This window comes from Sphaerisporangium sp. B11E5, from assembly GCF_039871875.1.
In the GTDB taxonomy this organism is placed as follows: Bacteria; Actinomycetota; Actinomycetes; order Streptosporangiales; family Streptosporangiaceae; genus Sphaerisporangium.
This window is the reverse complement of sequence record NZ_JBDPMD010000030.1, coordinates 77,156-103,705: the sequence shown is the minus strand read 5'-3', so window position 1 is coordinate 103,705 and position 26,550 is coordinate 77,156. Positions and strand designations below refer to the sequence as shown.

The window sequence follows — 26,550 nt, the reverse complement described above, 5'->3', positions numbered from 1 at the left end:
CCCCGACACCCACCCCCACCCCGACGCCCACCCCGACCGCCGGTGGCTGCACCGCGACGATCGAGACGGTGAACTCCTGGAGCGGCGGATTCCAGTCCAGCGTCACGGTGCGCGCCGGCGCCGGCGCGATCAGCGGCTGGACGGTGAGCTGGACGTGGCCCGGCTCCCAGGCCATCACCCAGCTCTGGGGAGGCGTGCGCTCCGGCTCCGGCGCGAACGTCACCGTGCGGAACGAGTCCTGGAACGGCGGTCTCGCCGCCGGTGCCACCACCACGTTCGGCTTCACCGCCGGCGGCACCGCCGCCACGCCGGCGCTGACCTGCGGCGTCTCCTGACACCTGCGACGGCCCTGACGACGGCCCACCGGCACGCGACCGTCACCGGTCGCGTGCCGGTCCCGTCGACTCCCTGAGGACGAGGCCGACGGCGAGGTCCAGCCGTACCGGCGCGAGGCCCGGGTCCGCGGTGACGGCGTCGAGCACCCGGATGCTCTCCGCCGCCATCGCCTCGAACGGCTGGCGGATCGTCGTCAGCGCGGGGGCCGCGGTCACGGCGGCGTCGACGTCGTCGAACCCCACCACGGAGACGTCCTCGGGCACCCGCAGGCCGCGCTCGACGCACGCCTCGATGACGCCGAACGCCTGGAGGTCGTTGCCCGCCACGAACGCGGTCGGCGGGGAGGGCAGGTCGAGCATGGCGTGGGCCACGCGTCTCGCCGGCGCGGACTGGAAGCGCAGCGAACGGCAGAACGCGCGCTCGGGGCGGATACCCGCGTCGCGCAGCGCGGCCAGGTAGCCGCCGAGGCGTGCGCGGCAGCAGGTCAGGTGGAGCGGCCCCGACAGCAGCGCGATCCGCCGGTGGCCGAGCCCGGTGAGGTGCGCGGTCGCCGTCTCGCCGCCCCGCCACTGGGTCGCCCCGACCGCGTTCATCCCACCCGGCGCGTCCCCGACGGTGTCGACGACCACGGTGGGGATGCCGGCGCGCGCCAGCCGCTCGGCCGCGATCGGCGGGACGGGGCTGACCACCAGGACGACGCCCCTCGGCCGGTGCGCGAGGAGGTCGCCGATCCACTCGCCGTCGGCGTCGACGTGGCTCACCACGAGCGAGTACGCGGATTCCCGGATCACGCTCCAGAACCCGCGCAGGAACGGCGCGTTGAGGGCGTTCACGACGGTGCCGAACACCACCTCGATCGTCTCCGTGCGCGATCTGCGCCGGCGCCATTCGTACCCTGTCGCCCGCACCGCCTCCATGACACGCGACCGGACCGCGTCCGACACCCCCGGCCGTTCGTTGAGCACCTTCGACACGACGCTCTGGGAGACGTTCGCGACCTGCGCGACCGTCGTCATCCGCACCCCCACCCGCCCGTGTCCGCCGCCGCTCATGGCGTGCCACCGCCGGCCGGCGGGGCGGTGCTCTCCCGCACGACGAGCGACGTCGCGATCTCCACCCTGCGCCCGCTCGCCGAGCCCCGCCGTGACTGCTCCTGCACGATGAGACGCACGGCCTCCGCGGCCATCTCCGCGAGCGGCTGGCGGACCGTCGTCAGCGGAGGGGCGAGCATCGCGCAGATCGGCACGTCGTCGAACCCGACGACCGAGACGTCCTCCGGCACGCGGAGCCCTCGCTTGAGAGCGGCCTGGTACACCCCCGCCGCCTGGATGTCGGAGCAGGCGAGGACGGCGGTGGGCGGGGCCGGGAGGTCGAGCAGCGCCCCGCCGTGCTCGGCGCCCGCCGTGACCGTGAAGTCGCCGTACCGGCTGTGCGACGGGTCGGGGGCGACGCGGAACTCCCGGTGCGCGGCGAGGTATCCCTCGTACCGCTCTCGCGTGCACCGCATCGCGCGCGGCCCGCCGATGAAGCCCACGCGCCGGTGACCGATGTCGAGCAGATGGCGGGCCCCCGCCTCGCCGCCGGACCAGTTGGTCGCGCCGACCGTCGGGACCTCCGACTCCCGGGTGCCCACGGGGTCGACCAGGACGAGCGGCCCCGGCACCTGCGCCAGCGCGGCGATCTCGTCGTCGTGGCGGGCATCGGAGAGGACGAGCAGAACACCGTCCGACGGGCGGGAGCGCCGTGCCTGCGTCCACTCCGCGAGCTCGAACCGCGGATGGCTCGTCACGGTGAGCGCCAGCGTGTACCCGGAGGAGTAGGCGGCACGCTCGGCACCGGCGACCAGCTCTCCCGCCCACGCCGGTGCGGTGCTCGTGATGAGAAGGTCGACCATCCTGCCGCGGCCCCGCCGGAACTCCTTCGGGACCACGTAGCCGATGGCACGCGCCGCCTCCCGCACGCGCTCGCGGGTCTCCTCGGAGATGTTCGGCTTGCCGGCGAGGACGCGTGACACGGTGGGCACCGAGACGCCGGCGACCTTCGCGACGGTCGCCATGGTCGGTCCGGTGGACATCCCTCTCCTTTCCCGCGGCCAGTCGCGACGTTATCCCGGTAATGCAACTCTGTGCAATGAAACAACGAATATTCCTTGCGAATTCTCCGCAACAGCCGTCTGAGCGGCAGTTTCTCGGCCTTTTCATTGACGCGTGTTTTAGGCCGTGCCACCATCCGATGCAGAAAAACGAGGTAATCAATTGCGTCAGCCATCGTCGGCCGCGGGCGCGGCCTCCGGCGATCGGCCGGCACAGGCACGGCTCCTCCTCCGGCACGGCCGGCCCGCATCACCACGGGAGCTCTCAGATGACCGATCACCGCATGCACGCCTTCAGGAGGCGGATCGGCGGCCTGGCGTACGGCGGCGACTACAACCCCGAGCAGTGGCGACCGGAGATCTGGCGGGAGGACGTCCGGCTCATGCGCGAGGCCGGCGTGAACCTCGTCTCGCTCGGCGTCTTCGCGTGGGCGTCACTGGAACCCGAGCCCGGCAAGTACGAGTTCGGCTGGCTCGACGAGGTCATGGACCTCCTCCACAAGAACGGCATCGGCGTCAACCTGGCCACCCCCACCGCGGCGCCGCCGGTCTGGCTGACGCACAAGCACCCCGAGGTCTTCCCCGTCATGGCGGACGGCCGCAGGTTCGGCTTCGGGAACCGCCTGCACTACGACCCCTCGTCCCCGATCTACCGGGAGTACGCCGCCGCCATCACCACCCGACTGGCCGAGCGCTACTCCTACCACCCGGCGCTGGTGATGTGGCACATCAGCAACGAGTACGGCCCGACGGCCTACAACGAGGCCGCCTCGGTCAACTTCCGGCTCTGGCTCAGGAGAAGGTACGGCGACCTGCAGGCCCTGAACGACGCCTGGAGCACCCGGTTCTGGGGGCAGGTCTACACCGGCTGGGACCAGATCGCGGTGCCCGAGCACCCGCGCACGTGGATGAACCCCAGCCGCATCCTCGACTTCAAGCGCTTCACCTCCGACGCCCTGCTGGAGTGCTACATCGCCGAACGGGACATCGTCCGCTCCTACCGCACCGACATCCCGGTCCTGACCAACTTCATGCGCTTCTACCGCAACGCCGACTACTGGAGGTGGGCCGAGGAGGAGGACGCGGCGGCGCTCGACATCTATCCCGACCCGGCCGATCCCGGCTCCCACGTCCCGGCGGCCTTCCAGTTCGACCTGTTCCGCTCGCTCAAGGGAGGTCGCCCGTGGTTGCTGATGGAGCAGGCCGCCAGTGCGGTCAGCCAGTGGAAGCTCAACGTCGTCAAGGAGCCCGGACGGATGCGCCTCGGCTCGCTCCAGGCGGTGTCACGCGGCGCCGACTCGGTGATGTTCTTCCAGTGGCGGGCCGGCCGCGGCGGGCAGGAGCGTTTCCACTCGGCGATGTTGCCGCACTCCGGCCCGGACTCGCGGACCTTCCGCGAGGTCGCCGATCTCGGCCGCGAGGTGCGCCTGCTGTCCCCCGTGGCCGGGACGACCAGCCGCGCCGGCATCGCCGTCCTGTTCGACTGGAACGGCTGGTGGGGGCTGGAGGAGGTCGCCGGGCTGCCGAGGAACGACTTCAGCTACCCCGAGACCGTCATGCGGCACTACACCCCGCTGTGGGAGCACCACCACGCCGTCGACGTCGTGTCCCCGCGCAGTGACCTGAACCCCTACAAGGTGCTGGTCGTCCCCAACGCCTACCTCATCGACGACGAGGGGGCGGAGGCCGTCACCGCGTTCGCCCGCGCGGGCGGCACGGTCCTGATGTCCTTCTTCTCCGGCGTGGTGGACGCGTGCAACCGCGTGCGCCCCGACGGTTACCCCGGGGCGTTCCGCCGGCTCATCGGCGCCAAGATCGACGAGTACTGGCCGGCGCGTCCCGGCGAGGAGTTCGCCGTCCGGTTCTCCGGCGGCCGCACGGCGACCGCGAGCTGGTGGCGGGAGGACATCCACCTGGAGACCGGGACGGCGCTCGCCACGTACACCGACGGGCTGCTGGCGGGCAGGGCCGCGGTCGTGGCGAACTCCTTCGGCTCCGGCCGGGTCGTCTACTTCGCCACCCTCCTGAACGACGACGCCTTCGCCGCCACGGTGCTGGAGGAGGTGCGGGCCGCGGGCGTGCGCAGCCGTTTCGAAGGGCTTCCGGCCCACCTCGAATGCACGGTGCGCGAGGACGAACGACACGAATACCTCTTCCTCCTCAACCACAGCGCCGACCTCACCGCCACCGTCCCCCTCACCGGTGAGGGGACGGACCTCCTCACCGGGACACCCGTCACCGGCGAGGTCACCGTGGCCCCCCTCGGCGCCGCGGTGATCCAGAGAGCGCGCTGATCCGGCGGCGGCACCGCCGCCACCCCCGCACTGAACTGCACCGCCTCCTGAGCCAGGAGGGCATGGTGACACGCCCCTGAGGGACACCGACGGAGGCGGGCCCCGCCGGGGGCCCGCCTCCCAGGTGTCACGGGATGGGGCGGCCGCGCGCGTCCGGCACGCCGGACTTGCGGAAGAAATACGCGTTCACCTGGTCGCGCCACTCGGTCGCGCAGCGGAACTGCTCGTCGAACAGGGCCGTCACGCGGGCGTGCAGGTCCGGGTCCACCACTCCGGCGAGCCCCTCCCACCGCGACCGCGCCGCCGCCACCTCCTCGACACCGGCGAAATGGGTGTCGTAGATGTGCTGGACGACGGTGGACCCGCCGCGCAGCACGTGCCCGTACGGGACGTGGTGGAAGAACAGCAGCAGCTCGTCGGGGCACCGTTCGAGGGACTCGTACACCTCCGACCAGGGCGGCGGGTACTGGCCGGTGAACCCGGTGCCGGTGGCGCGGGTGCGGTCCACGCCGACGCCGTCGCGGTCGGCGTGGTGGTAGGTGCCCCAGGGGGAGTACTCGTAGCCGTCCACGTGGGGGCCGTAGTGGTGGCCGGGACTGACCATGAACCCGACGCCGAGCGGCGCGGTGTACCGCTCGTAGGTGCGCCAGGAGCCGTCCATGATCGCGTGCAGGGTACGGCGCAGCCGCTCCAGGTCACCGGCCGCCGCGAAGGTCAGGCCGATCCACTCGTCGAGGATCGCGCCCGGGTCCGCCCCCGGCGCCCAGGCGAGCCGGCCGAACGCGTAGAGGTTGGCCTGGGCGAGCGGGTGGCCGGTCCAGTAGGCGTCGTCGCCCACGTTGGACACACCCGCCAGCCCGCCGTCCGCGCCCGCGACGATGCCGGCGACGTCCGGCCCGCCCGGCCCGGAGGGACGGAAACCGAGCACCTCGCTCCACATGGGGGCGAGGTGGCACACGTGCCGCTGCTGGCCGGTGTACTCCTGCGTCACCTGGAACTCCACGGCGAGGCGGGTGGCCGGCATGGCCGCGATGAGGGGCGACACCGGCTCGCGTGCCTGGAAGTCCATCGGGCCGTGCTTCACCTGGAGGATCACGTTGTCCCTGAACCGGCCGTCCAGCGGGACGAAGTGGTCGTAGGCCGCGCGGGCCCGGTCGGTGGACCGGTCGCGCCAGTCCTGCCGGTGGTCGTACACGAAGGCGCGCCAGCGCACGACGCCGCCGAACGGCTCCAGCGCCTCGGCCAGCATGTTCGCCCCCTCGGCGTGGCCGCGCCCGTACGCGAAGGGGCCGGGCCGCCCCTCGGAGTCGGCTTTCACCAGATAGCCGCCGAAGTCAGGGATCATCCCGTAGACCCGTTCGGTGGCTCCGGCCCACCATTCGCGCACGTCGTCGTCGAGCGGGTCGGCGGTCGGCAGCCCGCCGGGGTCGACGGGCGAGGAGAACCCGACCGCCAGATGCACCCTGACGCCGTACGGCCGCAGCGTGTCCGCGATCGCGGCGACGTCGCCGAGCCGCTCGGTCAGCAGGCGCGCCTCGGTGGCGTGCACGTTCACGTTGTTCACCGTGACCGCGTTGACCCCGCACGCGGCAAGCAGCCGCCCGTAGGCCCGCACCCGTGCGAGGTCGCCGCGCGGGGCGCCGTCCCGCCAGAAGATCGAGCCGCCCGCGTAGCCGCGCTCGACCTGGCCCATCACCGGGTGCACGTCCACGTTGTCCCAGTGGTCGAGCACCCGCAGGCGCGTCGCGGGCCGGTGGTGCTCGGCCGGGAACGCGGCCCCGAACGCCCGCTCGCCGAGCCGCACCACGTGGAACAGGCCGTACAGCAGGCCGGCCGGGCCGCCCGCGAGCAGCACCGTGACGCCGTCGCGGCGGGCGAGCACGAACCCCTCGTCCCCGATCGGGCCGCCGGACCGCCGCGCGGACTCGGCCAGGACCGCCTCGGCGGCGGCGGGCAGGGGCCTGGTCGCGGCGAGCGCGAGCACGAGGTCGTACGGCGGGCCGCCGGCGCCGCCGTACCGGGCGCGGGCCTCGGCCACCTCGTCCCGTACGGTGCCGGCCAGAGGGCCGTCGCCGAGCACGATCGTGCGGCGCGATCCGATCGCCCGGAACGCCTCCGGCGGCAGCCACGCGGGGTGGACGCCTTGCCTCGCGGTCATGAGGCAGTGAACCTGTCCCGGACCTCGGCGATCATCGTGCGGCCGTTCGACAGCAGCACCGCCGCGAACACCGAGACCAGCAGCGCCGGCACCGCCTCGGACGCGGCCAGCGTGAGGACGGCCGCCACCACGAGCAGGCCCGCGTTGCCGAGCGCCGCCCGGGGGGAACGGGTGAGGAAGTACGCCGACAGCCGGGCCACGTCCCGTGCGCGGAACGTGAACAACGACGTGATCACCAGCGCGTTGGCGCCCCACAGGGCCGCCGCCACCGCGACGACGACCGACACCACGGCCCACCAGTCGGGGACGCCGCTCGCGGCGAAGTTCGCGAGGTTGGTCCCGAGGATCGTCATCCACGCCAGCCAGGGCACCCAGAGCTTCAGGACACCGCGGACGTTGGCCTTGTAGCCGCGCCGGAACGCCGCCGCGGGCTGGAGGTCGGTGAGGTCCAGGCGGCGGTGGCGCACCGCGTACACCGCGGCCGACAGCGCGGGGCCGACCGGCAGCAGGCACACCGCGGCGAGCGGCAGGTTGGCCGCGTGCCGGTCGAGCAGCATCAGCCCCACGAGGCCCGGCAGCGTGGCGGCGAGGAACAGGAGCTCGACCACGAGCAGGGTGTAGACGTACGCGGAGACGCGGGAAAGAGGTCCTCGGCCGAACGCCGGCGCGCCGGCCGCGCCGGCCGTTCCGGTCCCGCCGGTCCCGCCGATCACACCGGTCGTGTCGGTCCTGCCGGTCGTCTCGGTCCTGCCGGTCGTCTCGGTCCTGCCGGTCGTGTCGGTCCTGCCGGTCGTGTCGGTCATCCAGAAGACTCCAGGCGTCATGGTCCTTCGCTCGCGCGCCGGCCGGCCGCGCCCGGTGCGGGCGCGGCCGGCCTGGCGGTCAGCCGTGTTCCTTCTTGTACCGCTCGTAGGCGCCGTTCACCAGGTTGACGTAGGCCCCCATGCTCTTGCCCTCCAGCTCGGCGACGTAGGCGGCCCAGTCGCCGAAGTCGCGTTTGCCGAGGATGAACTTCAGCGAGTTCTGGGTGACGTGGTCCTTCAGCGGCGACTCCCACAACGTCGCCTGCTCGCGCTCCTCGTCGGTGAGCGGGTGCGGCGGCTCCACCGGCAGGGCCTTACGGGCGTTCATCACCTTCTGGAACGCCACCTCCTCGTCGGAGAAGGTCGACTGGAGCAGCTCGGTGGTCCCGCCGTAAGCGAACACGCCGTTGTGGAAGCCGAAGTCCTTCTGCAGGTGCTTGGCCCCCTTGGGGTTGAGGCCGACGAAATCGACGTCAGGCGCCGGCTTGAACTTGCCGGAGCCGTCCTTGGTGTAGGTGGTGCCTTCGACGCCCCACTTGGCGAACACCTGGCCTTCGTCGGAGTACCAGAGCCAGTCGATGAACTGCATCATGGCGACGAAGTTCTTGCTGTCGCGGGCCTTCTTGGAGATCATGATGCCGTTCTCCAGGCGGGTCTCGTGCGGGGCCGCCTTGATCGGCCCGAGCGGCCCGTACGGCCGCGGGATCTTCACGAGCCTGGCGTCCGGGTTCGCCTTCAACAGCGGCGGCCGGTACTCGTTGACCAGCGTCTGCGCGTTGGTGCTGATCACGAAGGACTTGCCCGACACCAGCTTCTGGATCGCCTGCTCGTCGGTCTGGGTGAAGGTCTCGGGGTCGAGCAGCTTCTCCTGCGCCAGCTTGTTGAGGTACTGGAGCACCTGCTTGTACTGCTCGGTGGCGCCGGTGAACGCGAACTTCTGGGCGGCCGAGTCCCAGATCACGCCGTTGCGGTAGCCCCAGCCGCCGGGTGCCCCGTAGGACGCGCCGAGGATGTTCAGCAGGTTGCCGCCGACCGTGGGGATGCTCCAGCGGTCGGACAGGGGGTAGGAGTCGGGGTACTCCGCCTTCATCGCCTTCAGCATGGTGTACACGTCGTCCCAGGTCTCCGGGACCTTGAGCCCGAGCTTCTCCATGATGTCCTCGCGGACGGCCAGCGTGTAGTCCACCCAGTAGTCCTGGTGGAGGCCGGGGAGCAGGTAGAAGCGGCCGTCCGCCTGGCGCAGGGTGTCGACGTCCCCCTGGAGGTTCCACTTGGCGATCTTGTCCTTGAAGTTCGGCATCAGGTCCATGTAGTCGCTGACCGGGAGGATGGCACCGGAGGCGACGAAAGGGGTCTCCTGGGCGGGGTAGGTCTTCGGGATGATGAGCGGGGCGTCACCGGCGCCGATCAGCAGGCTGCGCTTGTTCTCGTAGTCGCTGAGCGGCACCACGCTCGGCTGCAGCGTCACGTTGGTCCGCTTGGTGAGCTCCGACCAGAACAACCAGTCGTTCTTGATCGGATAGAACGGGTGGTTGTTGTAGAGGACGCTGAACGTGAGCGGCACGGCGGCCTTGAACTGGGTGCCGGGGCCGTAGCTAGACATCGCGCCGTCCCGGTTGCCCGTGAAGTCGTCACCGGCCGGTTTCTTGGGCTGCTCGTCGCCGCCGCAGCCGGCGAGCGCGAGGAACGCGCCGATGGCGACGATCGCCTGACGCCGGTTCATCTCGTACATGGGGGTCCTTTCTCGGGGGGGTGGGCAGCGTCCGGGCCGGAGCCGATGTCCTCATCCCTTGACCGCGCCGAGCATGACCCCGCGGACGAAGTACCGCTGGACGAAGGGGTAGATCCCGATGATGGGGAGGATCGTGAGCACGATCGTCACCGCCTTGATGTTGGCGGCCACCGTCAGGTCGCCGGCGTCGGCGCCGATCGACGTCGCGGTGGTGGCGCCGGCGATCAGGTTGCGCAGGTAGACGGTCACCGGGAAGAGGTCGGCCTGGCTCATGTAGAGGAAGGCGGCGAACCACGAGTTCCAGAAGGCGACGGCGTAGAAGAGCGTCATCGTGGCGATCACCGCCTTCGACAGCGGCAGCACGATCCGCAGCAGGATGCCGTACGTGCTCATGCCGTCGATCGCGGCGGCCTCCTCCAGCTCGACCGGCAGCCCCTCGAAGAACGTCTTCATGATCAGGAGGTTGAAGACGTTGACGGCGTTGGGCAGCACGATCGCCCAGATGCTGTCCTTGAGCCCGAGGCTGGTGATCAGGACGTAGTTGGGGATGAGGCCGCCGGAGAAGAACATGGTGAAGACGGCGATCCCGATCAGGGCCGTGCGGCCTTTCAGATGCCTCTTGGACAGCACATAGGCGTAGCAGGTGGTCATGACCATCGCGATCACCGTGGCGACGACCGTGTACACCACGGTGTTGCGGTAGTTCGTCCAGAACGTCGGGTCGGAGATCATGTACTCGTACGTCTTGAGCGTGAACCCGCGGGGGATGAGGTTCACCTGGCCCGACCTGATGGCGTACTCGTCGCTGAGCGAGCGGGCGACGATGTTGACGAACGGGTACAGGGTCACGATCACGACGAGCGTCAGGACGACGCCGTTGACGACCCGGAAGACCCGCTGGCCCCGGCTCGTGTGCATGGTCACCACAGGCTCGTCCCCACCGATCGACGGGAGATCAGGTTCGCCGAGAAGACCAGGATCAGCCCGATCAGCGCCTCGAACAGGCCGATCGCCGCGGCGTAGCTGAAGCTGTTGGAGAACAGGCCGATCCGGTACAGGTACGTGGTGATCACGTCGGCCGTCGGGTACGTCAGCGGGTTGTACAGCAGCAGGACCTTCTCGAACCCGACCGCCATGAACGCGCCGATGTTGAGGATCAGCAGGGTGACCGCCGTCGGCCGGATCCCGGGCAGGGTCACGTGCCAGATCTGGCGCCAGCGGCCGGCGCCGTCGATGCGGGCCGCCTCGTACAACTGGTCGTCGATCGTCGTGAGCGCGGCCAGGTAGAGGATCGTCCCCCAGCCGACGGTCTGCCACATCTCCGAGGAGACGTAGATCGTGCGGAACCACTCCGGCTCCTGCAGGAACGCGATGGGGTCGTCCCCCACCGCGCGCAGGAGCTGGTTCACCGGGCCGTCCACCGACAGCAGCTCGTAGATGAGGCCGGCCACGACCACCATCGAGAGGAAGTGCGGCAGGTAGGACACCGACTGGACGAACCGCTTGAGGCGCTGGTGCCGCACCTCGTTGATCAGCAGCGCGAGCACGATCGGCATGGGGAAGCAGAACAGCAGCGTCAGCCCGCCGATGATCAGCGTGTTGGTGAACACGTGCCAGAACGTCGGATCGTTGAGGAACATGCGCACGTAGCGCAGGCCCGCCCACTCCTCGCCGAGCACGCTGCCGCCGGGCTCGAACTTCCGGAACGCGATCACGTTGCCGATCATCGGCAGGTACCGGAAGACCAGGAAGAACACGAGCGGGAGGATCGCCAGCGAGTACAACCGCCAGTCGCGGCGCAACGCCTGGCGCCAGGTGCGGTCCGGAGGGCGTTTGCGACGGGACGGGGGCGGCTCGGGCTCGCGCGGCTCCCGGACGCCAGGGGAGGCGTCGACCGTCCCGGCTGTGCTCATCCTCGCGCCTCCGTGTCATCGGTCATCGTGCGTCCGCGGCGCCCGGCGAGGCACGGAGTCGTCCCGCCGGGGGCGGGAAAACTACGCGGCGATGCGAGCCGAAAGTTTCAGAAAGCATTGTTAATAACGCGGAAATATAGGCGCCGGGTAGAGCCAAGTCAAGACCCCGGTCAACGCCCGGGACAGCGGTCATCCCAGGTCCTGGTAAAGCCGCTGACCGGAGTCTCCCGGCAACACGGACCCGGAAATTTTCGGAATACGGACCCGCCCCGCGGCGGCGGGAGTCCGGCGGCCTCTCCTGCGATCACGCCTGCCAGAGCGGCCTGCGCCCGCCGTCGTCGAGACTCCCGGCCGGAGACCGGAGCCGGGGGTCCCGCGGCATGAGAACGCCGTCACGCCGATACAGGCGTGGCCGGAGAATTCGGGCCGACATTCACCGCGATTTCTCGAACGGCCATTCTCTGCGGCACCTGACTAGAGGTTTTACACGGATGCCGCTCTGTCGTTTCCGCGCGCGTTTCCGGGGCCGCCGGGACGGCCGGCGTTCCGCCGGCACAGGCTCCGGATCCCGGGTGGACGGCAGGCCGGACCTCGGTGGACGGCGGCCCGGCGCACCGCCGGGACGCTCCGGGCCGGGCGTGCGCGCAGCCCGCGGCATTTACGAGATATCAGATATCAGTGGAGTGGGAGCGGTCACATGCGAACGATTTTATGGATCTAGTACCTGACACTCCGCCCAGCGAGAACAGCACCTCTCTGGCGTCTGGTAAGAGAAATCCCCGAATGAGAGCGCTAACATCACCATGGTGCGAGCACCACGCCGTGGCACCCCGGCGGATGGGGCCGCCGTGGCGGCCGAGCACGCCCGTCACCGATCCGCTACCGCGTGGAAACGCGGAGGAAACAGCGCGGCGCTGTCATGAAGGGGACTCACCCGTCAACGGGTGAGGCGCATCTAGGGTTCCGTCCTCGGCCCGCGGGGCGAGGGGCTGGTCCGAGAGATGCAGGCGCTCGTCCGGTGGGACGGGCGTTCCACGGCGGGACAAAAACCCGGGAGACAGTCTTGTCGGCTGCCTCCTGTGTGAGGCATTTTCCGAGAGGGAGTGCCATGGGTCACCTTCACGATCACTATGGACCCGAGGCCCGGTACGCCGTGGAGCGCGAGGCGGAGCTGCCGCTCACCATGCACCGGCGCGAGATCGAGCGCGGGCTGGAGCTGGGGCTCCCGGGAGCGGACTCCATCGTCGACCGGACCATCCCGACCTTCTCCCGCGGCGAGCTGCCGCACTTCGCGGGCATCAACACCTTCCTCAAGGCGCCGTACCTGGAGGACGTGCGCCGGTGCGGCGAGTACGACGTGGCGGTGCTCGGGGCGCCGTTCGACGGCGGCACCACCTACCGGTCGGGCACGCGGTTCGGGCCGCAGGGCATCCGCAAGATCTCGGCGCTGTACGGGCCGTACAGCTTCGAGCTCGGGGTGGACCTGCGGGAGTCCATCACCATCGCGGACCTCGGGGACGTGTTCACCATCCCGGCCAACATCGAGAAGACGTTCGACCAGATCAGCAAGGCGGTCTCCCACGTCTACGCCAGCGGCGCGTTCCCCGTGGTGCTCGGCGGCGACCACTCCATCGGCTACCCCACGGTGCGCGGGATCGCCGAGCACGTCCAGGGCAACGTCGGGATCATCCACTTCGACCGGCACGTGGACACCCAGGAGACCGACCTGGACGAGCGGATGCACACCACGCCGTGGTTCCACGCGACCGACATCCCGAACGTGCCGCCGAAGAACCTCGTGCAGATCGGCATCGGCGGCTGGCAGGCCCCCCGCCCCGGCGTGAAGGTGGGCCGCGAGCGCGGCACCACCATCATGACGGTCACCGACTGCGTCGAGATGGGCATCGAGGCCGCCGCCGAACGTGCCCTGGAGGTCGCCTGGGACGGCGCGGAGGCGGTCTGGTTGTCGTTCGACGTGGACTGCCTGGACGCGGCGTTCGTCCCGGGCACCGGCTGGCCCGAGCCCGGCGGGTTCCTGCCGCGCGAGGTGCTGAAGTTCATCCAGCTCATCGCGGACGCCCGCCCGCTCGCGGGCATCGAGGTCGTCGAGTGCGCCCCGCCGTACGACAACGCCGAGATCACCGCCCTCATCGCCACCCGGGTCATCTGCGACACCCTCGGGTGCCTGGTCCGGTCCGGCCACCTGCCGAAGCGCCCGGCGCAGCCCTCCACGCACGACACTCCCGAAAGGGGAGCTGAGTGATGTTCCGTCGCCTCGTCCTCCCGGTCGCCGTCCTGCTCGCCCTCACCACGGGCTGCGGCGGCGCCGGGCAGGATCCCGCCGAGCCGTCCGGCGGCGCCACCCCCAAGATCACGCTGGGTTTCAGCGCCTGGCCCGGCTGGTTCCCCTGGCAGGTCGCGCAGGAACAGGGGCTGTTCGCCAAGAACGGCGTGCAGGTGGAGCTGAAGTACTTCGACAGCTACACCGACAGCCTGAACGCCCTGGCCACCGGCAACATCGACGCCAACAGCCAGACGCTCAACGACACCCTCGCGTCGGTGGCGGGCGGCGCCAAGGAGACCGTCGTGCTGGTCAACGACAACTCCACCGGCAACGACCAGATCATCGCCAAGGAGGGCGTGACGTCCGTCGCCGGCCTCAAGGGCATGACGGTGGCCGCCGAGCAGGGCACCGTGGACCACTACCTGCTGCTGCTCGCGCTGGAGAAGGCCGGGCTGACCGAGGCGGACGTGACGTTCCAGCCACTGCCCACCGACGCGGCCGCCGCCGCGTTCGTGGCCGGGCGGGTGGACGCGGTCGGGGTGTTCGCGCCGTTCACCACGACCGCGCTGAAGCGGCCGGGCAGCGCGGCCATCGCGACGTCCGCCGACTTCCCCGGCGCGATCCCCGACCACCTGGTGGTGACCAAGGACCTGCTCGACCGGGACGCCAAGAGTGTGCAGGCCCTGGTGAAGACGTGGTTCGACACGCTGGCGTGGATCTCCGCCAACCGGGACAAGGCCCTGGAGATCATGGCCAAGCGCGCCGGGGTGAGCGTCGCGGACTACCAGACCTACGACAAGGGCACCACGATCTTCACGCTGGAGCAGAACCGCGCGGCGTTCACCGGCGAACTGCCCGCGCGGGCCAAGCAGATCTCCGACTTCCTGGTCGCGAGCAAGCTGGTGGACACCGCCCCCACGCTGGACGGGCTGCTGGAACCGAAGTTCGTCATGGCGATACAGCCGTGAGCACGGGAACCGTCATGGACGCCCCGCCGGCCGCCGCGCCCCGGGCGCGGCGGGTGCGGCTGCTGCACGGCGGCGTGTCCGCGCCGGTCGCCTGGACGCTGCGCGCGGCGTCCGTGCTCGTCCCGCTGGCCGCCTGGACCGCCCTCAGCGCGAGCGGGGCGATGGACCCGGCGTTCCTGCCCTCCCCCGCCGCCGTGTGGTCCGCGGGGGCGGAGATGGCGGCGAGCGGGGAGCTGTGGTCGGACCTCGCCGCGAGCCTCGGCAGGATCGGCCTCGGCTTCGTGCTCGCGGTGCTCGTCTCGGTGCCGCTGGGCTTCACCATGGGGGCGCTGCCCGCGGCGCAGGCCCTGCTGGAGCCGATGATCGGGCTGCTGCGCTACCTGCCCGCCTCGGCGTTCATCCCGCTGCTGATCATCTGGCTCGGCATCGGCGAGGCGTCCAAGGTGGCGCTGCTGGTGCTCGGCGTGGTGTTCTTCAACACCCTGATGACCGCGGACGCGGTGCGGCAGGTGCCCCGGCGGCTCCTGGAGGTGTCGGCGACGCTCGGCGCGGGACGGGCGCGGGTGGCCGCCCGGGTCGTGTTCCCGTACGCGCTGCCCGGCATGATCGACGCGATGCGGGTGAACGCGGCGGCCGCGTGGAACTTCGTGGTGGTGGCCGAGCTGATCGCGGCCACCTCCGGGCTCGGCTACCGCATCACGCGGGCCCAGCGGTTCCTGCAGACCGACAAGATCTTCGCGATCCTCGTGGTGATCGGGCTGATCGGCCTCACCATCGACGTGACGCTGCGCCTGGTGCGCGTCCGCGTGGGGCGGTGGTCGGCGTGACACTGCGCCTTTCGTCGGTGGGCAAGGAGTTCGTCCAGGGACGCCCGGTGCTGGCGGACCTGGACCTCACCGTCGCCGCCGGGGAGTTCGTCTGCGTGGTGGGCGCCAGCGGCTCGGGCAAGTCCACCCTGCTCTCGCTGATCGCCGGGCTGACCCGCCCCACCACCGGGCGGGTGCTGCTGGACGGCCAGGAGGTCACCGGGCCGGGCCCGGAGCGCGGCCTGGTGTTCCAGACGGCCTCGCTGTACCCGTGGCGCAGCGTCGCGCGCAACGTCGCGTTCGGCCTTGAGGCCCTCGGCGTGCCGCGCCGTGAGCGGGACGCGCGGGTGGCCCGGCTGCTGGACGAGGTGGGGCTGCGGGACATGGCCGCGGCGCTGCCCGGCCGGCTGTCCGGCGGCCAGCAGCAGCGGGTGGCGATCGCGCGGGCGCTGGCCTGCTCGCCGCGGGTGCTGCTGCTCGACGAGCCGTTCGGCGCCCTGGACGTGCAGACCAAGGAGGACATGCAGGTCTTCGTGCGCCAGGTGTGGCGGGACGAGCCCACCACCGTGATCATGGTCACGCACGACGTGGAGGAGGCCGTGTTCCTCGGCGGCCGGGTGCTGGTGCTGTCCTGCGACCCCGGCCGGGTGGCCCGCGACATGATCGTGGACCTGCCGGCCGAACGGGCGCTCGAGCTGAAGCGCTCCCCCGGTTTCCTCGGGCAGCGGGCGGAGGTGGAGGATCTGGTCCGTGCCGAGCACCGGGCGCACCAGGCGCGCGTGTAGGTTCGGCTTGTAACAGATCCAGCATCGGAAGGATGGTCGCGATGGCGACGACTCGTACCGCCACCACGCAGTGGAAGGGCGCGCTGCTCCAGGGCTACGGCGTGGTCGAGCTCAACAGCTCCGGGGTCGGCACGTTCGACGTGTCCTGGCCCTCGCGCGCCGAGCAGGCCAACGGCAAGACCAGCCCCGAGGAGCTCATCGCGGCGGCGCACTCCTCGTGTTTCTCCATGGCGCTGTCCCACGGCCTCGCCCAGGCGGGCACGCCGCCGCAGTCGGTGGAGACCCGGGCGGACGTGACGTTCCAGCCGGGTGAGGGCATCACCGGCATCGTGCTCTCGGTCCGCGCCCAGGTGCCCGGCATCTCGGCCGAGGACTTCCAGACGGCCGCCGAGACCGCCAAGACCAACTGCCCGGTCAGCAAGGCCCTCACCGGCACCACGATCACGTTGAACGCCGAACTGGTCTGACCCGTCCGGCGAGGCCGGTTCGACGGCCCCCGTGTGGCATCCCGCCGCCGGGGGCCATTCTATGTCCGGATTTATCAGTATTCAGGTAGCTTGACGTGTCGTGACCAGCGGACCACCGGCAGCGAAAGATCTGGTAAATCGAGCGACCGGCCCTACCATCGACAGTAGCGCCAGGACGCGGACGTCCCGGTCCACGGCAACGGAGCCTCACGTCGGACCACTGGAAGGAGCGGCCGGGCGCCGGGTCACGAAAGGGACACATGCCACGGGATCGGGCGGCACCGCGGACCGTTCCACGACCACGATGAGGCTACATGCGTGAGGTATGGCCGGGAGAGCCGTATCCCCTCGGCGCCACCTGGGACGGCAGGGGGACGAGCTTCGCGCTCTTCTCCGAGGTCGCCGAACGGATCGAGCTCTGTCTCTTCGACGACGCCGGGAACGAGACTCGCATCGACCTGCCGGAGGTCGACGGCTTCGTCTGGCACGGCTACCTCCCCGGCGTCGGCCCCGGCCAGCGGTACGGCTACCGCGTGCACGGGCCGGACGACCCGGCGCGGGGCCACCGTTGCGACCCCGGCAAGCTGCTGCTCGACCCCTACGCCAAGGCCGTCGAGGGCGAGGTCCAGTGGGACCGCTCGCTGTTCTCCTACCAGTTCACCGACCCGGCCCGGCCGAACCCCGCCGACAGCGCGCCGTTCATGCCGAAGAACGTCGTGGTCAACCCGTTCTTCGACTGGGGCGACGACCGGCCGCCGCGCACGCCGTACCACCAGACCGTCATCTACGAGGCGCACGTGCGCGGGCTCACCATGCGCCACCCCGACGTGCCCGAGCACCAGCGCGGCACCTACGCCGGCCTCGCCCACCCGGCGGTCGTCGACCACCTGCTCGGCCTCGGTGTGACCGCCGTGGAGCTGATGCCGGTGCACCAGTTCGTGCCCGAGCACGCCCTGGTGGCCCGCGGGCTCACCAACTACTGGGGTTACAACACCATCGCCTTCCTCGCGCCGCACAACACCTACTCCAGCTCGGGGCAGCGCGGCGAGCAGGTGCCGGAGTTCAAGGCCATGGTGCGGGCCCTGCACGAGGCGGGCATCGAGGTGATCCTCGACGTGGTGTACAACCACACCGCCGAGGGCGACCACATGGGCCCCACGCTGGCGTACCGCGGCATCGACAACGCCTCGTACTACCGGCTGCTGGACGCCGACCGCCGCCTGCTGCTCGACTACACCGGCTGCGGCAACTCCCTCAACGTCCGCTCCCCCCACGCCCTTCAGTTGATCATGGACTCGCTGCGGTACTGGGTGCTGGAGATGCACGTGGACGGCTTCCGGTTCGACCTCGCCGCCGCGCTGGCCCGCGAGCTTCACGACGTGGACCGGCTGTCGTCGTTCTTCGACCTCATCCAGCAGGACCCGGTGATCTCGCAGGTCAAGCTCATCGCCGAGCCGTGGGACGTCGGGCCGGGCGGCTACCAGGTGGGCAACTTCCCGCCGCTGTGGACCGAGTGGAACGGCAAGTACCGCGACAGCGTGCGCGACTTCTGGCGCGGCGGCCCCTCGGTGCTGCCGGAGTTCGCCTCGCGCATCACCGGCTCCTCCGACCTGTACGCCAACAGCGGGCGCCGTCCCGTCGCGTCCATCAACTTCCCGACCTGCCACGACGGCTTCACCCTCACCGACCTCGTGTCCTACGACCACAAGCACAACGAGGCCAACGGCGAGGACAACCGCGACGGCACCGACGACAACCGCTCGTGGAACTGCGGGGCCGAGGGCCCGGTGGAGGACCCCGCCATCGTCACGCTGCGCCGCCGTCAGCGCCGCAACTTCCTGACCACGCTGTTCGTGTCGCAGGGCGTGCCGATGTTGCTGCACGGCGACGAGATCGGCCGCACCCAGGGCGGCAACAACAACGCCTACTGCCAGGACAACGAGGTGTCCTGGGTGGACTGGTCCGGCCTGCGGACCGAGGCCGGCCTGCTGTCGTTCGTGCGGGGCCTCGCCCGGTTCCGCAGTCAGCACCCGGTGTTCCGGCGGCGCCGGTTCTTCCAGGGGCGGGTCCGCGAGGGCGACCTGCGGGACATCGTGTGGCTCACCCCGTCCGGCAAGGAGATGACCTCCAGCGACTGGCACAGCGGCTTCGGCAAGGCGATGGCGGTGTTCCTCAACGGTGAGGCGATCATCGAGCCCGGCCCGCGCGGCGAGCGCATCGCGGACGACTCCTTCCTGCTGCTGGTCAACGCCCACCACGAGCCCATCACGTTCACCCTGCCCGGCGCCGAGTTCGCCCCCGGATGGCAACAGGTGCTCGACACCGCCGACGACGAGTCCTGGCCCGCACGCCCGCCCGAGCACACCACCCCTCCAGGCGGCGCCGTCCAGATCACCAACCGCTCCATGCGCATCCTGCGCTCCACCGCCCGCTCCTGACCGGCCCGCCCCTCGCCGGCGCCCCCGGCTGGGGCTCCCGGTGCGTCTGTGCCAAGGTAGAGGGCGTGCGACGCATCCATCCCGGCCCGGCGGGCGATGTGGACCTGGCCGCCGCCTACGCCTACCCGCGCGAGCGGTGGGTGCGCCTCAACATGGTCGCGAGCGCCGACGGCGGCATCTCTGTCGGCGGCCTCTCCGAGGGGCTGTCGAGCAAGGGCGACCGGCGGCTGTTCGGGGTGCTGCGCGGCCTGGCCGACGTGGTGCTGGCGGGCGCCGCCACCGTGCGCGCCGAGGGGTACGGCCCGGCCCGGCCCCGCGCCTCGTGGGAGCCGCTGCGCGCGGGCCGCCCGCCCGCGCCGCCGATCGCGGTCATCACCGGCCGGCTGGACCTCGACCTCACCTCTCCCCTGTTCACCGAGGCCCTGGCCCGCACCGTCGTGATCACCGCCGAGACCGCCCCCGCCGAGCTCAGGAGCCGCGCCGCGAAGGTCGCCGACGTCATCGTGGCGGGCGGCGACCGCGTGGACATGGCGCTCGCCGTCGCCGCGCTGGGCGAACGCGGCCTCGGGCGGGTGCTGTGCGAGGGCGGCCCCCGGATCAACGCCCAGCTCGCGGCCGCCGGGCTCGTGGACGAGCTGTGCCTGACCGTCAGCCCCCTGCTGATCGGCGGCGACGCGGCCCGCATCCTCGACGGCCCGCCGTCGCACACCCCGACGACCCTCTCCCACGTCCTGGAAGAGGACGGTTTCCTGTTCTGCAAGTACACCCGGGAGCCCCGATGAGCCGTCCCGCTCCGCCGCTGGAGCCGCCGCCCGAGATGAACCTGCCCGTCCGGCCGCCGGTGGCGCCGATGCTGGCCAAGCCGATCAAGGCACTGCCGCCGCAGGACGGGAACCTGCTGTACGAGCCCAAGTGGGACGGCTTCCGGTGCGTCGTGTTCCGCGACGGCGACGAGGTGTACCTCGGCAGCCGCAACGAACGCCCGTTCACCCGCTACTTCCCCGAGCTGGTCGAGGCGGTGCGGCGCGAGCTGCCCGAACGTTGCGTGGTGGACGGCGAGATCGTCGTGCGCAAGGGCCAGGCACTCGACTTCGACACCCTGCAGAACCGCATCCACCCGGCGAAGTCCCGCGTGCTCCTGCTGTCCGAGCAGACCCCCGCCTCGTTCATCGGCTTCGACCTGCTCGCCACCGGAGACCTCAACCTGATGGACGCCCCCTTCAGCGAGCGCCGCGCCCGCCTGGTGGACGTCATGGCCGCGGCCGGTGACCGGGTGCGCCTCACCCCCGTCACCGACATCGACGAGCGCGCCCACGAGTGGTTCGAGATGTTCGAGGGCGCCGGCCTGGACGGCATCATCGTCAAGCCCACCGACAAGCCGTACGAGCCGGACAAGCGCACGATGTTCAAGGTCAAGCACGAACGCACCGCCGACGTCGTGGTCTGCGGCTACCGCGAGCACAAGACCGGCCCGATCGTGGGCTCCCTGCTCCTCGGCCTCTACGACGACGCGGGCGTCCTCCACCACGTGGGCGTCTCGGCGTCCTTCCCGATGAAGCGCCGCGCCGAGCTGGTGGAGGAACTGAAGCCGTACCTCCTGGAGGACCTCTCCGCCCACCCCTGGGCCGGCTGGATGTCCCAGACGGAGGGCACCACCCAGCGCATGCCCGGCGCCATCTCCCGCTGGAACGCCGCCAAGGACCTCTCCTTCATCCCCCTGCGCCCCGAACTGGTGATCGAGGTCGCCTACGACCACATGGAAGGCAACCGCTTCCGCCACACCGCCCAGTTCCGCCACTACCGCCCGGACCGCACCCCGGAGTCCTGCACCTACGCCCAACTGGAAAGCCCGGTGGACTACAACCTGGACGACATCCTGGCCCGCTGATCACCCGGACCAATGTGTCAGCTCGTGCTGACACGGGCGGGCATGTCAGCTTATGCTGACAGACATGAACACCGCATCGGAACTCGCCGAGGCCGCCGACGGGCAGGACCCGAGGGTCGGGCTGGCCGCGGTCGCGGCGCTGCGCCGCCTCCTCGAGGAGCTGGAGGCGGTGCACGTCAGCGCCGCACGGGCCCAGGGGTGGTCCTGGGAGGAGATCGCCGCCGCCCTCGGCGTGCGGCGGCAGTCGGCGCACCGCAAACATGCCCGCCGCGTCGACAGCGGACACCACGACAGCCAGAGGAGCCCGCAGTGACCATCTTCCGGCGTTACACCCCGGCCGCCCGCCACACCATGATCCGCGCGGCGCTGCTGAGCCTGGACGGCGGCCGCCGTGTCCTGGACGAGGACGCCGTGCTGCTGGCGCTCGCCGAGACCCGCCCGTTCGCCGGCCAACTGGACGCCTTCACGCTGGAGCCCGAGGCGATCCGCCCCGGGATCGTCGCCGCCGGCGACCGGGAGTTGCTCGCCGGGCTCGGCATCGACCTGGACGGGGTGCGGCGCCGCATGTCGGCCCTGGTCCCGATGGACGACCCGTCCCGCTGGCACCTGCGCCGCTCCCCCGCCCGCCCCCTGCGCGTCACCCTCTCCGGGCCGCCCGGCGACCTCCCCCTCACCTCCCGGGCCCGCAAGGTCATCGAGGTGGCCGCCCACTACGGCGGCACCGCCGTCACCGGCGAGGACCTCCTCCGCGGCCTCCTCGCCGACGCCCGCAACCGCTCGGTCTCCCTGATGCGCCGCAACGGCGTCCCCCTGCGCCCCCTCGCCGCGGCCCTCGGCCTCCTGCCCCAGGCGGCCTGACCCCGCCACGCCTCAAGCCGACAATCTTTTTTGTCTTGACAGACTGAATTGTCGGCGGCTAACGTTGCGGCATGTTCGAAGTGGGAGTCATTGAAGAGGCCGCGGCGGCCGAGGTCGCGCTCGACCCGATACGCGCCCGGCTGCTCGGGCTGCTGGCCGAGCCCCACTCGGCGACGAGTCTCGCGGCGATCGTCGGGCTGCCTCGGCAGAAGGTGAACTATCACCTCAAGACCCTGGAGGCCCACGGTCTGGTCGAGCTGGTCGAGGAGCGGCGCAAGGGCAACGTCAACGAGCGGGTGATGCGGGCCACCGCCGCCTCGTTCGTGATCTCGCCGACGGCGCTGGCCGCGGTGCAGCCCGATCCCGAGCGGTTTCCCGACCGGCTGTCGGCGCGCTGGCTGCTGGCCGTCGCGGCGCGCATGGTCAAGGAGGTCGGGCAGCTCATCACCGGGGCGACGATGGCCGGCAAGCCGGTCGCGACGTTCGCGCTGGACGGCACGGTGCGGTTCGCCTCGGCGGCGGACCGGGCCGCGTTCGCCCGGGAACTGACCGCGGCGGTCACCGCGCTGGTGAGCCGCTACCACGACGAGAACAGCCCCGGCGGCCGCGACCACCGGGTCGTCGTCGCCATTCACCCGAGCATCCCCCCGAAGGCGGAGTCCACCGCCACCGAGACCGAGGAGTCCTGACATGTCGCACGAGTTCCAGCTCACCCATGACATCGAGCTCGACGCCACCCCCGAGCAGGTCTGGGCGGCCATCGCCACCGGCCCCGGCATCGACTCCTGGTTCATGGGGCGCAACGAGGTCGAGCCCCGCGTGGGCGGCGCCGGCCGCATGGTGATGCCCGGTTTCGCCGCCGAGTCCACGGTCACCGCCTGGGAGCCCCACCACCGCTTCGCCTACAAGGGCACCCCCGCCGAGGACGGCACGTTCATGGCGTTCGAGTACCTCATCGAGGGCCGCGAGGGCGCCGCGACCGCGCTGCGCCTCGTGCACAGCGGCATCCTGGGTGACGACTGGGAGGAGCAGTACGACGCGCTCAAGAAGGGCAACCCGCTCTACCTGCGCACGCTGGCCCTGTACCTGAAGCACTTCCCGGGCCGCACCGCCGTGCCGGTCGCCGCGTTCGCCCCGCACCAGCCCGACCATGACGCCGCCTGGACCGCCCTCACCGCCGCGCTCGGGCTGAGCAAGGACCCCGTCGAGGGCGACCCGGTGACGTTCACCATCGACGGCCGCACGGTCACCGGCGTGGTCGACACCGCGGTGGACCAGGGCTTCCTCGGCGTGCGCACCGACGACGCCCTGCTGCGGTTCGTCGGCGGCGGCGGGATGCTCATGACCGGCCACCACATCTTCGCCGACACCGAGCAGGCCCCCGCCGAGCAGTCCTGGACCACGTGGCTCGCCACCGCCATGGCCTGACCCGCCCTCACCGGCCGCCGCGGACGCCGAAAGGCGACCGCGGCGGCCGGCTGCGCGGCTAGGCCTGTTTTCCGCACGAGCCCGAATGTCCCTGGTCAGGTGTTCTGTGTTGTTCGGTACGGTGAGTGATCCGTCCAGGTCGTCGAGGGCGATGTGCGGAAAACGGGGCTAGGACCAGCCCTGGAGGCCGGCCCCGTAGGGGTAGAGGGGGCTGCCGTAGGTGGTGGGAACGGCCTGGCCCGCGTCGATGCGGGCACGGATCTCGGCGCGCTGGGCGGCGGTCGCGCCGAGGTCGTAGGGGATGTTCCAGTCCTCGACGGCGTCGGCCAGGACGTCGCCGCCGCCGGGCACGAGGATCTGGTCGAGGCTCCGCGGCATCTGCCACGGGAGCCGGCCGCTCGGCGTGTAGTCGCCGAACAGCAGGGAGGCGGTGGCCGGGCCGACCTCCTCGCCACCGCGGTAGGTCACCACGATGGCGTCGGCGAGGCCGTTCCACTCGGTGATCACAGTGGGCCGCGGGAGGGTCAGGACCACGACCACCGGGATGCCCTGGTTCTTGAAGTTCTGGATGATCGCGAGCTGGTCGGGCGGCAACTGGGGCCGTTCCTTCACCCAGGCGGTGCCGTGCGTGTAGGTCGGCTCGCCGACGGCCACGACGGCGAGCCTCGGGGACGGCCCGGTGTCCTGGTGGACGTTGACGCCGGCGGTGGCCGCCCGCGCCCTGACCGCCTCCAGCAGGGTCCGCGACCCGTGCTCCTGGTGGAAGTAGCTGGTCCAGATGCAGCAGGCCGAGCCGTCGGTGGCCCGCGGGCCGGCGACGACGATGTTGTCGCCCGCCCTGAGCCGGAGCGGCAGCACGCCGTTGTTCTTCAGCAGCGTGGTGGACTCGCGGGCCGCCTGGTTGGCGAGCGCCACGTAGGACGGCTGGTGGAACCGGTAGGGGCCGTTCACCGGGTCGCCGTACGGCCGCTCGAACACCCCCAGGGTGAACTTCAGGCGCAGGACCCGGGTCACCGCGTCGTTGATCCGCGCGATCGGGACACCCGCCAGGAAGCCCGCCATGGTGAAACCGGCCGCGCCGGGATCGGCGCCGCCCATCACGTCGGAGCCGGCGTTGGCCGCCTTGATCCACACCCCGGACGGCAGCCAGTCGGTGGTGATGAGACCGGTGTAGCCGAGGTTGTTACGCAGGTAGGCGAGGATCGGGGCGCTGTCGCCCGCGCCGGAGCCGCCCGGGTCCAAATAGGAGCTCCCGGCGTAGCCCGGCATGATGTTCACCGCGCCGGCGTCCATCGCCGCCCGGAACGGGATCATGTGGTACTTGATCGTGACGGCGTCGTAGGTGATCCCGGCCTCGCCGCCCGCGCCCTCGCCCGGCCAGTGCTTGACGGTGGCCAGCACCGAGGCGGGGTTGAGCTCGGGCCCGCCCTGGAGCCCGGCCACGAGCGCGCGCACCTGCGCGGCCGCGACGTCGGCGTTCTCGCCGTTGCCCTCCTGGATGCGCGGGTAGAGAACCTTGGTGCCGACCTCGGCGAGCGGGCCGAGGACGCCGCGCGCCCCGACCTCCAGTTCCTCGCGGCGCTGCATGTCGCCGAGCTTGTGGTCGAGCGCGTAGTTCTTGGCCGCGGCGAGCGCGCTCTGCAGCGGGAAGGTGGTCTGGTACCCGGCGATGGTGTCGCCGGCCGAGACCGGCGGGATGCCGAGCCGGGTCCCCGAGGCGGCCAGCAGCACGTTGTGCAGGTCGCCGGGCAACGCCGGGCCGAAGTGCCAGCCCGACCGCGGGTAGGCCTGGGCGTTGTAGAAGAGCTGGTAGGCCTTCTCCTCGGCGGTCATCCGGCCGAGCAGGTCGCTCACCCGGGTCTCGACGGGCAGCCGCCAGTTCTCGTACGGCTCGATCGTCCCGCTCCTGTTCAGGTCGCGGGCGCCGCCGATGACGTCGACACCGTCGGCGACCTGCTCGATCTCGGGCAGGTACAGGCTGAAGGTGCGGATGCCGGAGGTGGTCCTGGTGCCCGAGCCGCTCACCGCGACGACATACCACCGGTAGGTCCACCGGTCGGCGATGTCCCAGGTCGGCGTGTAGCCGGTGCCGGTCGGCTCGGCCACCTTGGTGTAGAGGTCGAGCAGCCTGCCCGGGGCGGCGAAGTCGTAGTCGGCGCGGCTGACGTTCAGCCAGACCTCGTACCGGGCCGCGCCCGAGACGGCCGCCCACGAGAAGGCGGGCCGCCGGGTGTCGGTGATCATGGCCCGGTCGGCGGGGGCGGACAGCGCGAACTGGCCGGTCGTCGCCGGGGCCCTGGTGGGCGGGGACAGCAGCGGCGGGCTCGTCGCCGCCGTGTCGACGGTGCCGAAGACCTGGAACTCCCACAGCGAGTAGCCGTAGCCGGTCGCCCGGGTCGTCCCGACGAAGCGGACGTAACGGCCGTTGCCCGTGGCGTTCAGGTTCTCGACGCCGCCTCTGCCGGTGGTCGTGGAGTAGATGGTCGTCCAGGAGGTGCCGTCGGCCGACACCTCGATGCGGTAAGCCGTGGCGTAGGCGGACTCCCAGTTGAGGGTGAGGCCGGTGATCCGCCCCGCGCCGCCGAGGTCGACGCGCAGCCACTGGCCGGCGGAGAACTGGCTCGACCAGCGGGTGGTCGTCCGGCCGTCGAGCGCCGCCGCCGGGGCGTTCCCGCCCTCGAAGGAGGACGCCGTCACCTGCTTGTAGGCCGAGATCGGCGTCCCGCCCGGCGGGGGCGGCGGGTCGGTGGACGTGGTGCCGTAGACCTGGAACTCCCAGAGGGAGTAGCCGTACCCGTTGGCCCGGACGGTGCCGTACATGCGCACGTACCGCCCGGTCCCGGTCACGGTCAGGCTCTGCGTGCCGCCGGTCCCGGCCGTGGTGCCGTAGACGTCGGTCCAGGACGAGGCGTCACCCGAGACCTGGATCCTGAACGAGGTGGCGTACGCGGCCTCCCAGTTCAAGGTGACCTGGCTGAGCGTCGCGGTGGCCCCGAGGTCGACCTGGAGCCACTGCGGGTCGCTGAACGCGCTCGACCAGCGCGTCCCGGTGTTGCCGTCCACCGCCGCCGAGGCGGGGGTGCCGGCGTTCTCGGTGGAGGAGGCGGTGGCGGGCCTGCCCTGCGAGAGTAGGACCGGCGCGGCGTACGCGGCCCGCGGGGGCACCGCGAGGACGCTCGCGACCATCGCCAGCATCACCGTCAGCGCGGTGAGCGGGAGGCGACGCCGCGAAGGGACGTGTGTCATGGGTTCTCCCGTGCGTCCGGCCGGCTACCGGCCGACGGCGACCAGCAGGCGGGA

The 26,550-nt window shown here is 71.2% G+C and carries 22 protein-coding genes and 1 riboswitch; of the genes, 14 read left to right on the top strand and 8 right to left on the bottom strand.

Features of this window, described 5'->3' with window-relative positions; genetic code table 11:
* On the top strand, positions 1-335 hold a 335-nt coding region (locus ABGB17_RS24815; RefSeq protein ID WP_347633533.1), incomplete at its 5' end, for a cellulose binding domain-containing protein.
* A 42-nt stretch (positions 336-377) separates the two neighbouring features.
* Here the strand turns inward: ABGB17_RS24815 and ABGB17_RS24810 are convergent.
* The gene (locus ABGB17_RS24810; RefSeq protein WP_347633531.1) at positions 378-1,388 is read right to left on the bottom strand and encodes a LacI family DNA-binding transcriptional regulator; all 1,011 of its coding nucleotides are present in this window, start codon (positions 1,386-1,388) and stop codon (positions 378-380) included.
* Positions 1,385-2,410: a LacI family DNA-binding transcriptional regulator gene (locus ABGB17_RS24805; protein WP_347633529.1), complete on the bottom strand. Its 1,026-nt coding sequence runs from the start codon at positions 2,408-2,410 to the stop codon at positions 1,385-1,387. The genes ABGB17_RS24810 and ABGB17_RS24805 overlap by 4 nt, the downstream gene beginning before the upstream one ends.
* Before the next feature lie 287 nt (positions 2,411-2,697).
* Here ABGB17_RS24805 and ABGB17_RS24800 point away from each other — a divergent pair, with 287 nt between their 5' ends.
* On the top strand, positions 2,698-4,722 hold the full coding sequence (locus ABGB17_RS24800; protein WP_347633527.1) for a beta-galactosidase: 2,025 nt from the start codon (positions 2,698-2,700) through the stop codon (positions 4,720-4,722).
* A 127-nt stretch (positions 4,723-4,849) separates the two neighbouring features.
* Here the strand turns inward: ABGB17_RS24800 and ABGB17_RS24795 are convergent, their stop codons facing one another.
* From ABGB17_RS24795 to ABGB17_RS24775, 5 genes are all read right to left on the bottom strand, one after another.
* Complete coding sequence (locus tag ABGB17_RS24795; protein WP_347633525.1) at positions 4,850-6,880, bottom strand: alpha-glucuronidase; 2,031 nt, start codon at positions 6,878-6,880, stop codon at positions 4,850-4,852.
* Positions 6,877-7,683, bottom strand: coding sequence for a hypothetical protein (locus ABGB17_RS24790; protein WP_347633523.1), 807 nt, complete (start codon positions 7,681-7,683; stop codon positions 6,877-6,879). Before ABGB17_RS24790 ends, ABGB17_RS24795 begins: the two co-directional genes overlap by 4 nt.
* 79 nt (positions 7,684-7,762) lie before the next feature.
* The gene (locus ABGB17_RS24785) at positions 7,763-9,415 is read right to left on the bottom strand and encodes an extracellular solute-binding protein (RefSeq protein ID WP_347633521.1); all 1,653 of its coding nucleotides are present in this window, start codon (positions 9,413-9,415) and stop codon (positions 7,763-7,765) included.
* 51 nt (positions 9,416-9,466) lie between these two features.
* Entirely contained in the window at positions 9,467-10,333 is an 867-nt protein-coding gene (locus ABGB17_RS24780; protein WP_347633541.1) for a carbohydrate ABC transporter permease, read from the bottom strand.
* Positions 10,334-10,335: 2 nt separating this feature from the next.
* Complete coding sequence (locus tag ABGB17_RS24775; protein ID WP_347633520.1) at positions 10,336-11,328, bottom strand: ABC transporter permease subunit; 993 nt, start codon at positions 11,326-11,328, stop codon at positions 10,336-10,338.
* 944 nt (positions 11,329-12,272) lie between these two features.
* Positions 12,273-12,387, top strand: a riboswitch (guanidine-I (ykkC/yxkD leader).
* A 49-nt stretch (positions 12,388-12,436) separates the two neighbouring features.
* Here ABGB17_RS24775 and ABGB17_RS24770 point away from each other — a divergent pair.
* The 12 genes from ABGB17_RS24770 (at position 12,437) to ABGB17_RS24715 (ending at position 23,250) form a co-directional block, all read left to right on the top strand.
* Positions 12,437-13,591, top strand: a complete 1,155-nt coding sequence (locus ABGB17_RS24770) for an agmatinase family protein (protein ID WP_347633518.1) — start codon at positions 12,437-12,439, stop codon at positions 13,589-13,591.
* Positions 13,591-14,580, top strand: coding sequence for an ABC transporter substrate-binding protein (locus ABGB17_RS24765; RefSeq protein WP_347633516.1), 990 nt, complete (start codon positions 13,591-13,593; stop codon positions 14,578-14,580). Before ABGB17_RS24770 ends, ABGB17_RS24765 begins: the two co-directional genes overlap by 1 nt.
* The gene (locus tag ABGB17_RS24760; RefSeq protein ID WP_347633514.1) at positions 14,577-15,407 is read left to right on the top strand and encodes an ABC transporter permease; all 831 of its coding nucleotides are present in this window, start codon (positions 14,577-14,579) and stop codon (positions 15,405-15,407) included. Before ABGB17_RS24765 ends, ABGB17_RS24760 begins: the two co-directional genes overlap by 4 nt.
* Positions 15,404-16,171 (top strand): ABC transporter ATP-binding protein, encoded by a 768-nt coding sequence (locus tag ABGB17_RS24755; protein ID WP_347633512.1) that lies wholly within the window; start codon positions 15,404-15,406, stop codon positions 16,169-16,171. Before ABGB17_RS24760 ends, ABGB17_RS24755 begins: the two co-directional genes overlap by 4 nt.
* A gap of 41 nt (positions 16,172-16,212) precedes the next feature.
* On the top strand, positions 16,213-16,638 hold the full coding sequence (locus ABGB17_RS24750) for an OsmC family protein (protein ID WP_347633510.1): 426 nt from the start codon (positions 16,213-16,215) through the stop codon (positions 16,636-16,638).
* Positions 16,639-16,952: 314 nt separating this feature from the next.
* Entirely contained in the window at positions 16,953-19,076 is a 2,124-nt protein-coding gene (glgX, locus tag ABGB17_RS24745) for a glycogen debranching protein GlgX (RefSeq protein ID WP_347633508.1), read from the top strand.
* Positions 19,077-19,141: 65 nt separating this feature from the next.
* On the top strand, positions 19,142-19,858 hold the full coding sequence (locus tag ABGB17_RS24740) for a pyrimidine reductase family protein (protein WP_347633506.1): 717 nt from the start codon (positions 19,142-19,144) through the stop codon (positions 19,856-19,858).
* A 35-nt stretch (positions 19,859-19,893) separates the two neighbouring features.
* On the top strand, positions 19,894-20,964 hold the full coding sequence (locus tag ABGB17_RS24735) for an ATP-dependent DNA ligase (RefSeq protein ID WP_347633539.1): 1,071 nt from the start codon (positions 19,894-19,896) through the stop codon (positions 20,962-20,964).
* Between the two features lie 64 nt (positions 20,965-21,028).
* Positions 21,029-21,277 carry a helix-turn-helix domain-containing protein gene (locus tag ABGB17_RS24730; protein ID WP_347633504.1) on the top strand — a complete coding sequence of 83 codons (249 nt, stop codon included), beginning with the start codon at positions 21,029-21,031 and terminating at the stop codon, positions 21,275-21,277.
* On the top strand, positions 21,274-21,822 hold the full coding sequence (locus tag ABGB17_RS24725) for a hypothetical protein (RefSeq protein WP_347633503.1): 549 nt from the start codon (positions 21,274-21,276) through the stop codon (positions 21,820-21,822). The genes ABGB17_RS24730 and ABGB17_RS24725 overlap by 4 nt, the downstream gene beginning before the upstream one ends.
* A gap of 71 nt (positions 21,823-21,893) precedes the next feature.
* Positions 21,894-22,511, top strand: a complete 618-nt coding sequence (locus ABGB17_RS24720; RefSeq protein ID WP_347633501.1) for a helix-turn-helix domain-containing protein — start codon at positions 21,894-21,896, stop codon at positions 22,509-22,511.
* Position 22,512: 1 nt separating this feature from the next.
* Complete coding sequence (locus ABGB17_RS24715; RefSeq protein WP_347633499.1) at positions 22,513-23,250, top strand: SRPBCC domain-containing protein; 738 nt, start codon at positions 22,513-22,515, stop codon at positions 23,248-23,250.
* 168 nt (positions 23,251-23,418) lie between these two features.
* Here ABGB17_RS24715 and ABGB17_RS24710 read toward each other — a convergent pair whose 3' ends face one another.
* Positions 23,419-26,496, bottom strand: coding sequence for a discoidin domain-containing protein (locus ABGB17_RS24710; protein ID WP_347633497.1), 3,078 nt, complete (start codon positions 26,494-26,496; stop codon positions 23,419-23,421).
* Positions 26,497-26,550 lie beyond the last annotated feature (54 nt).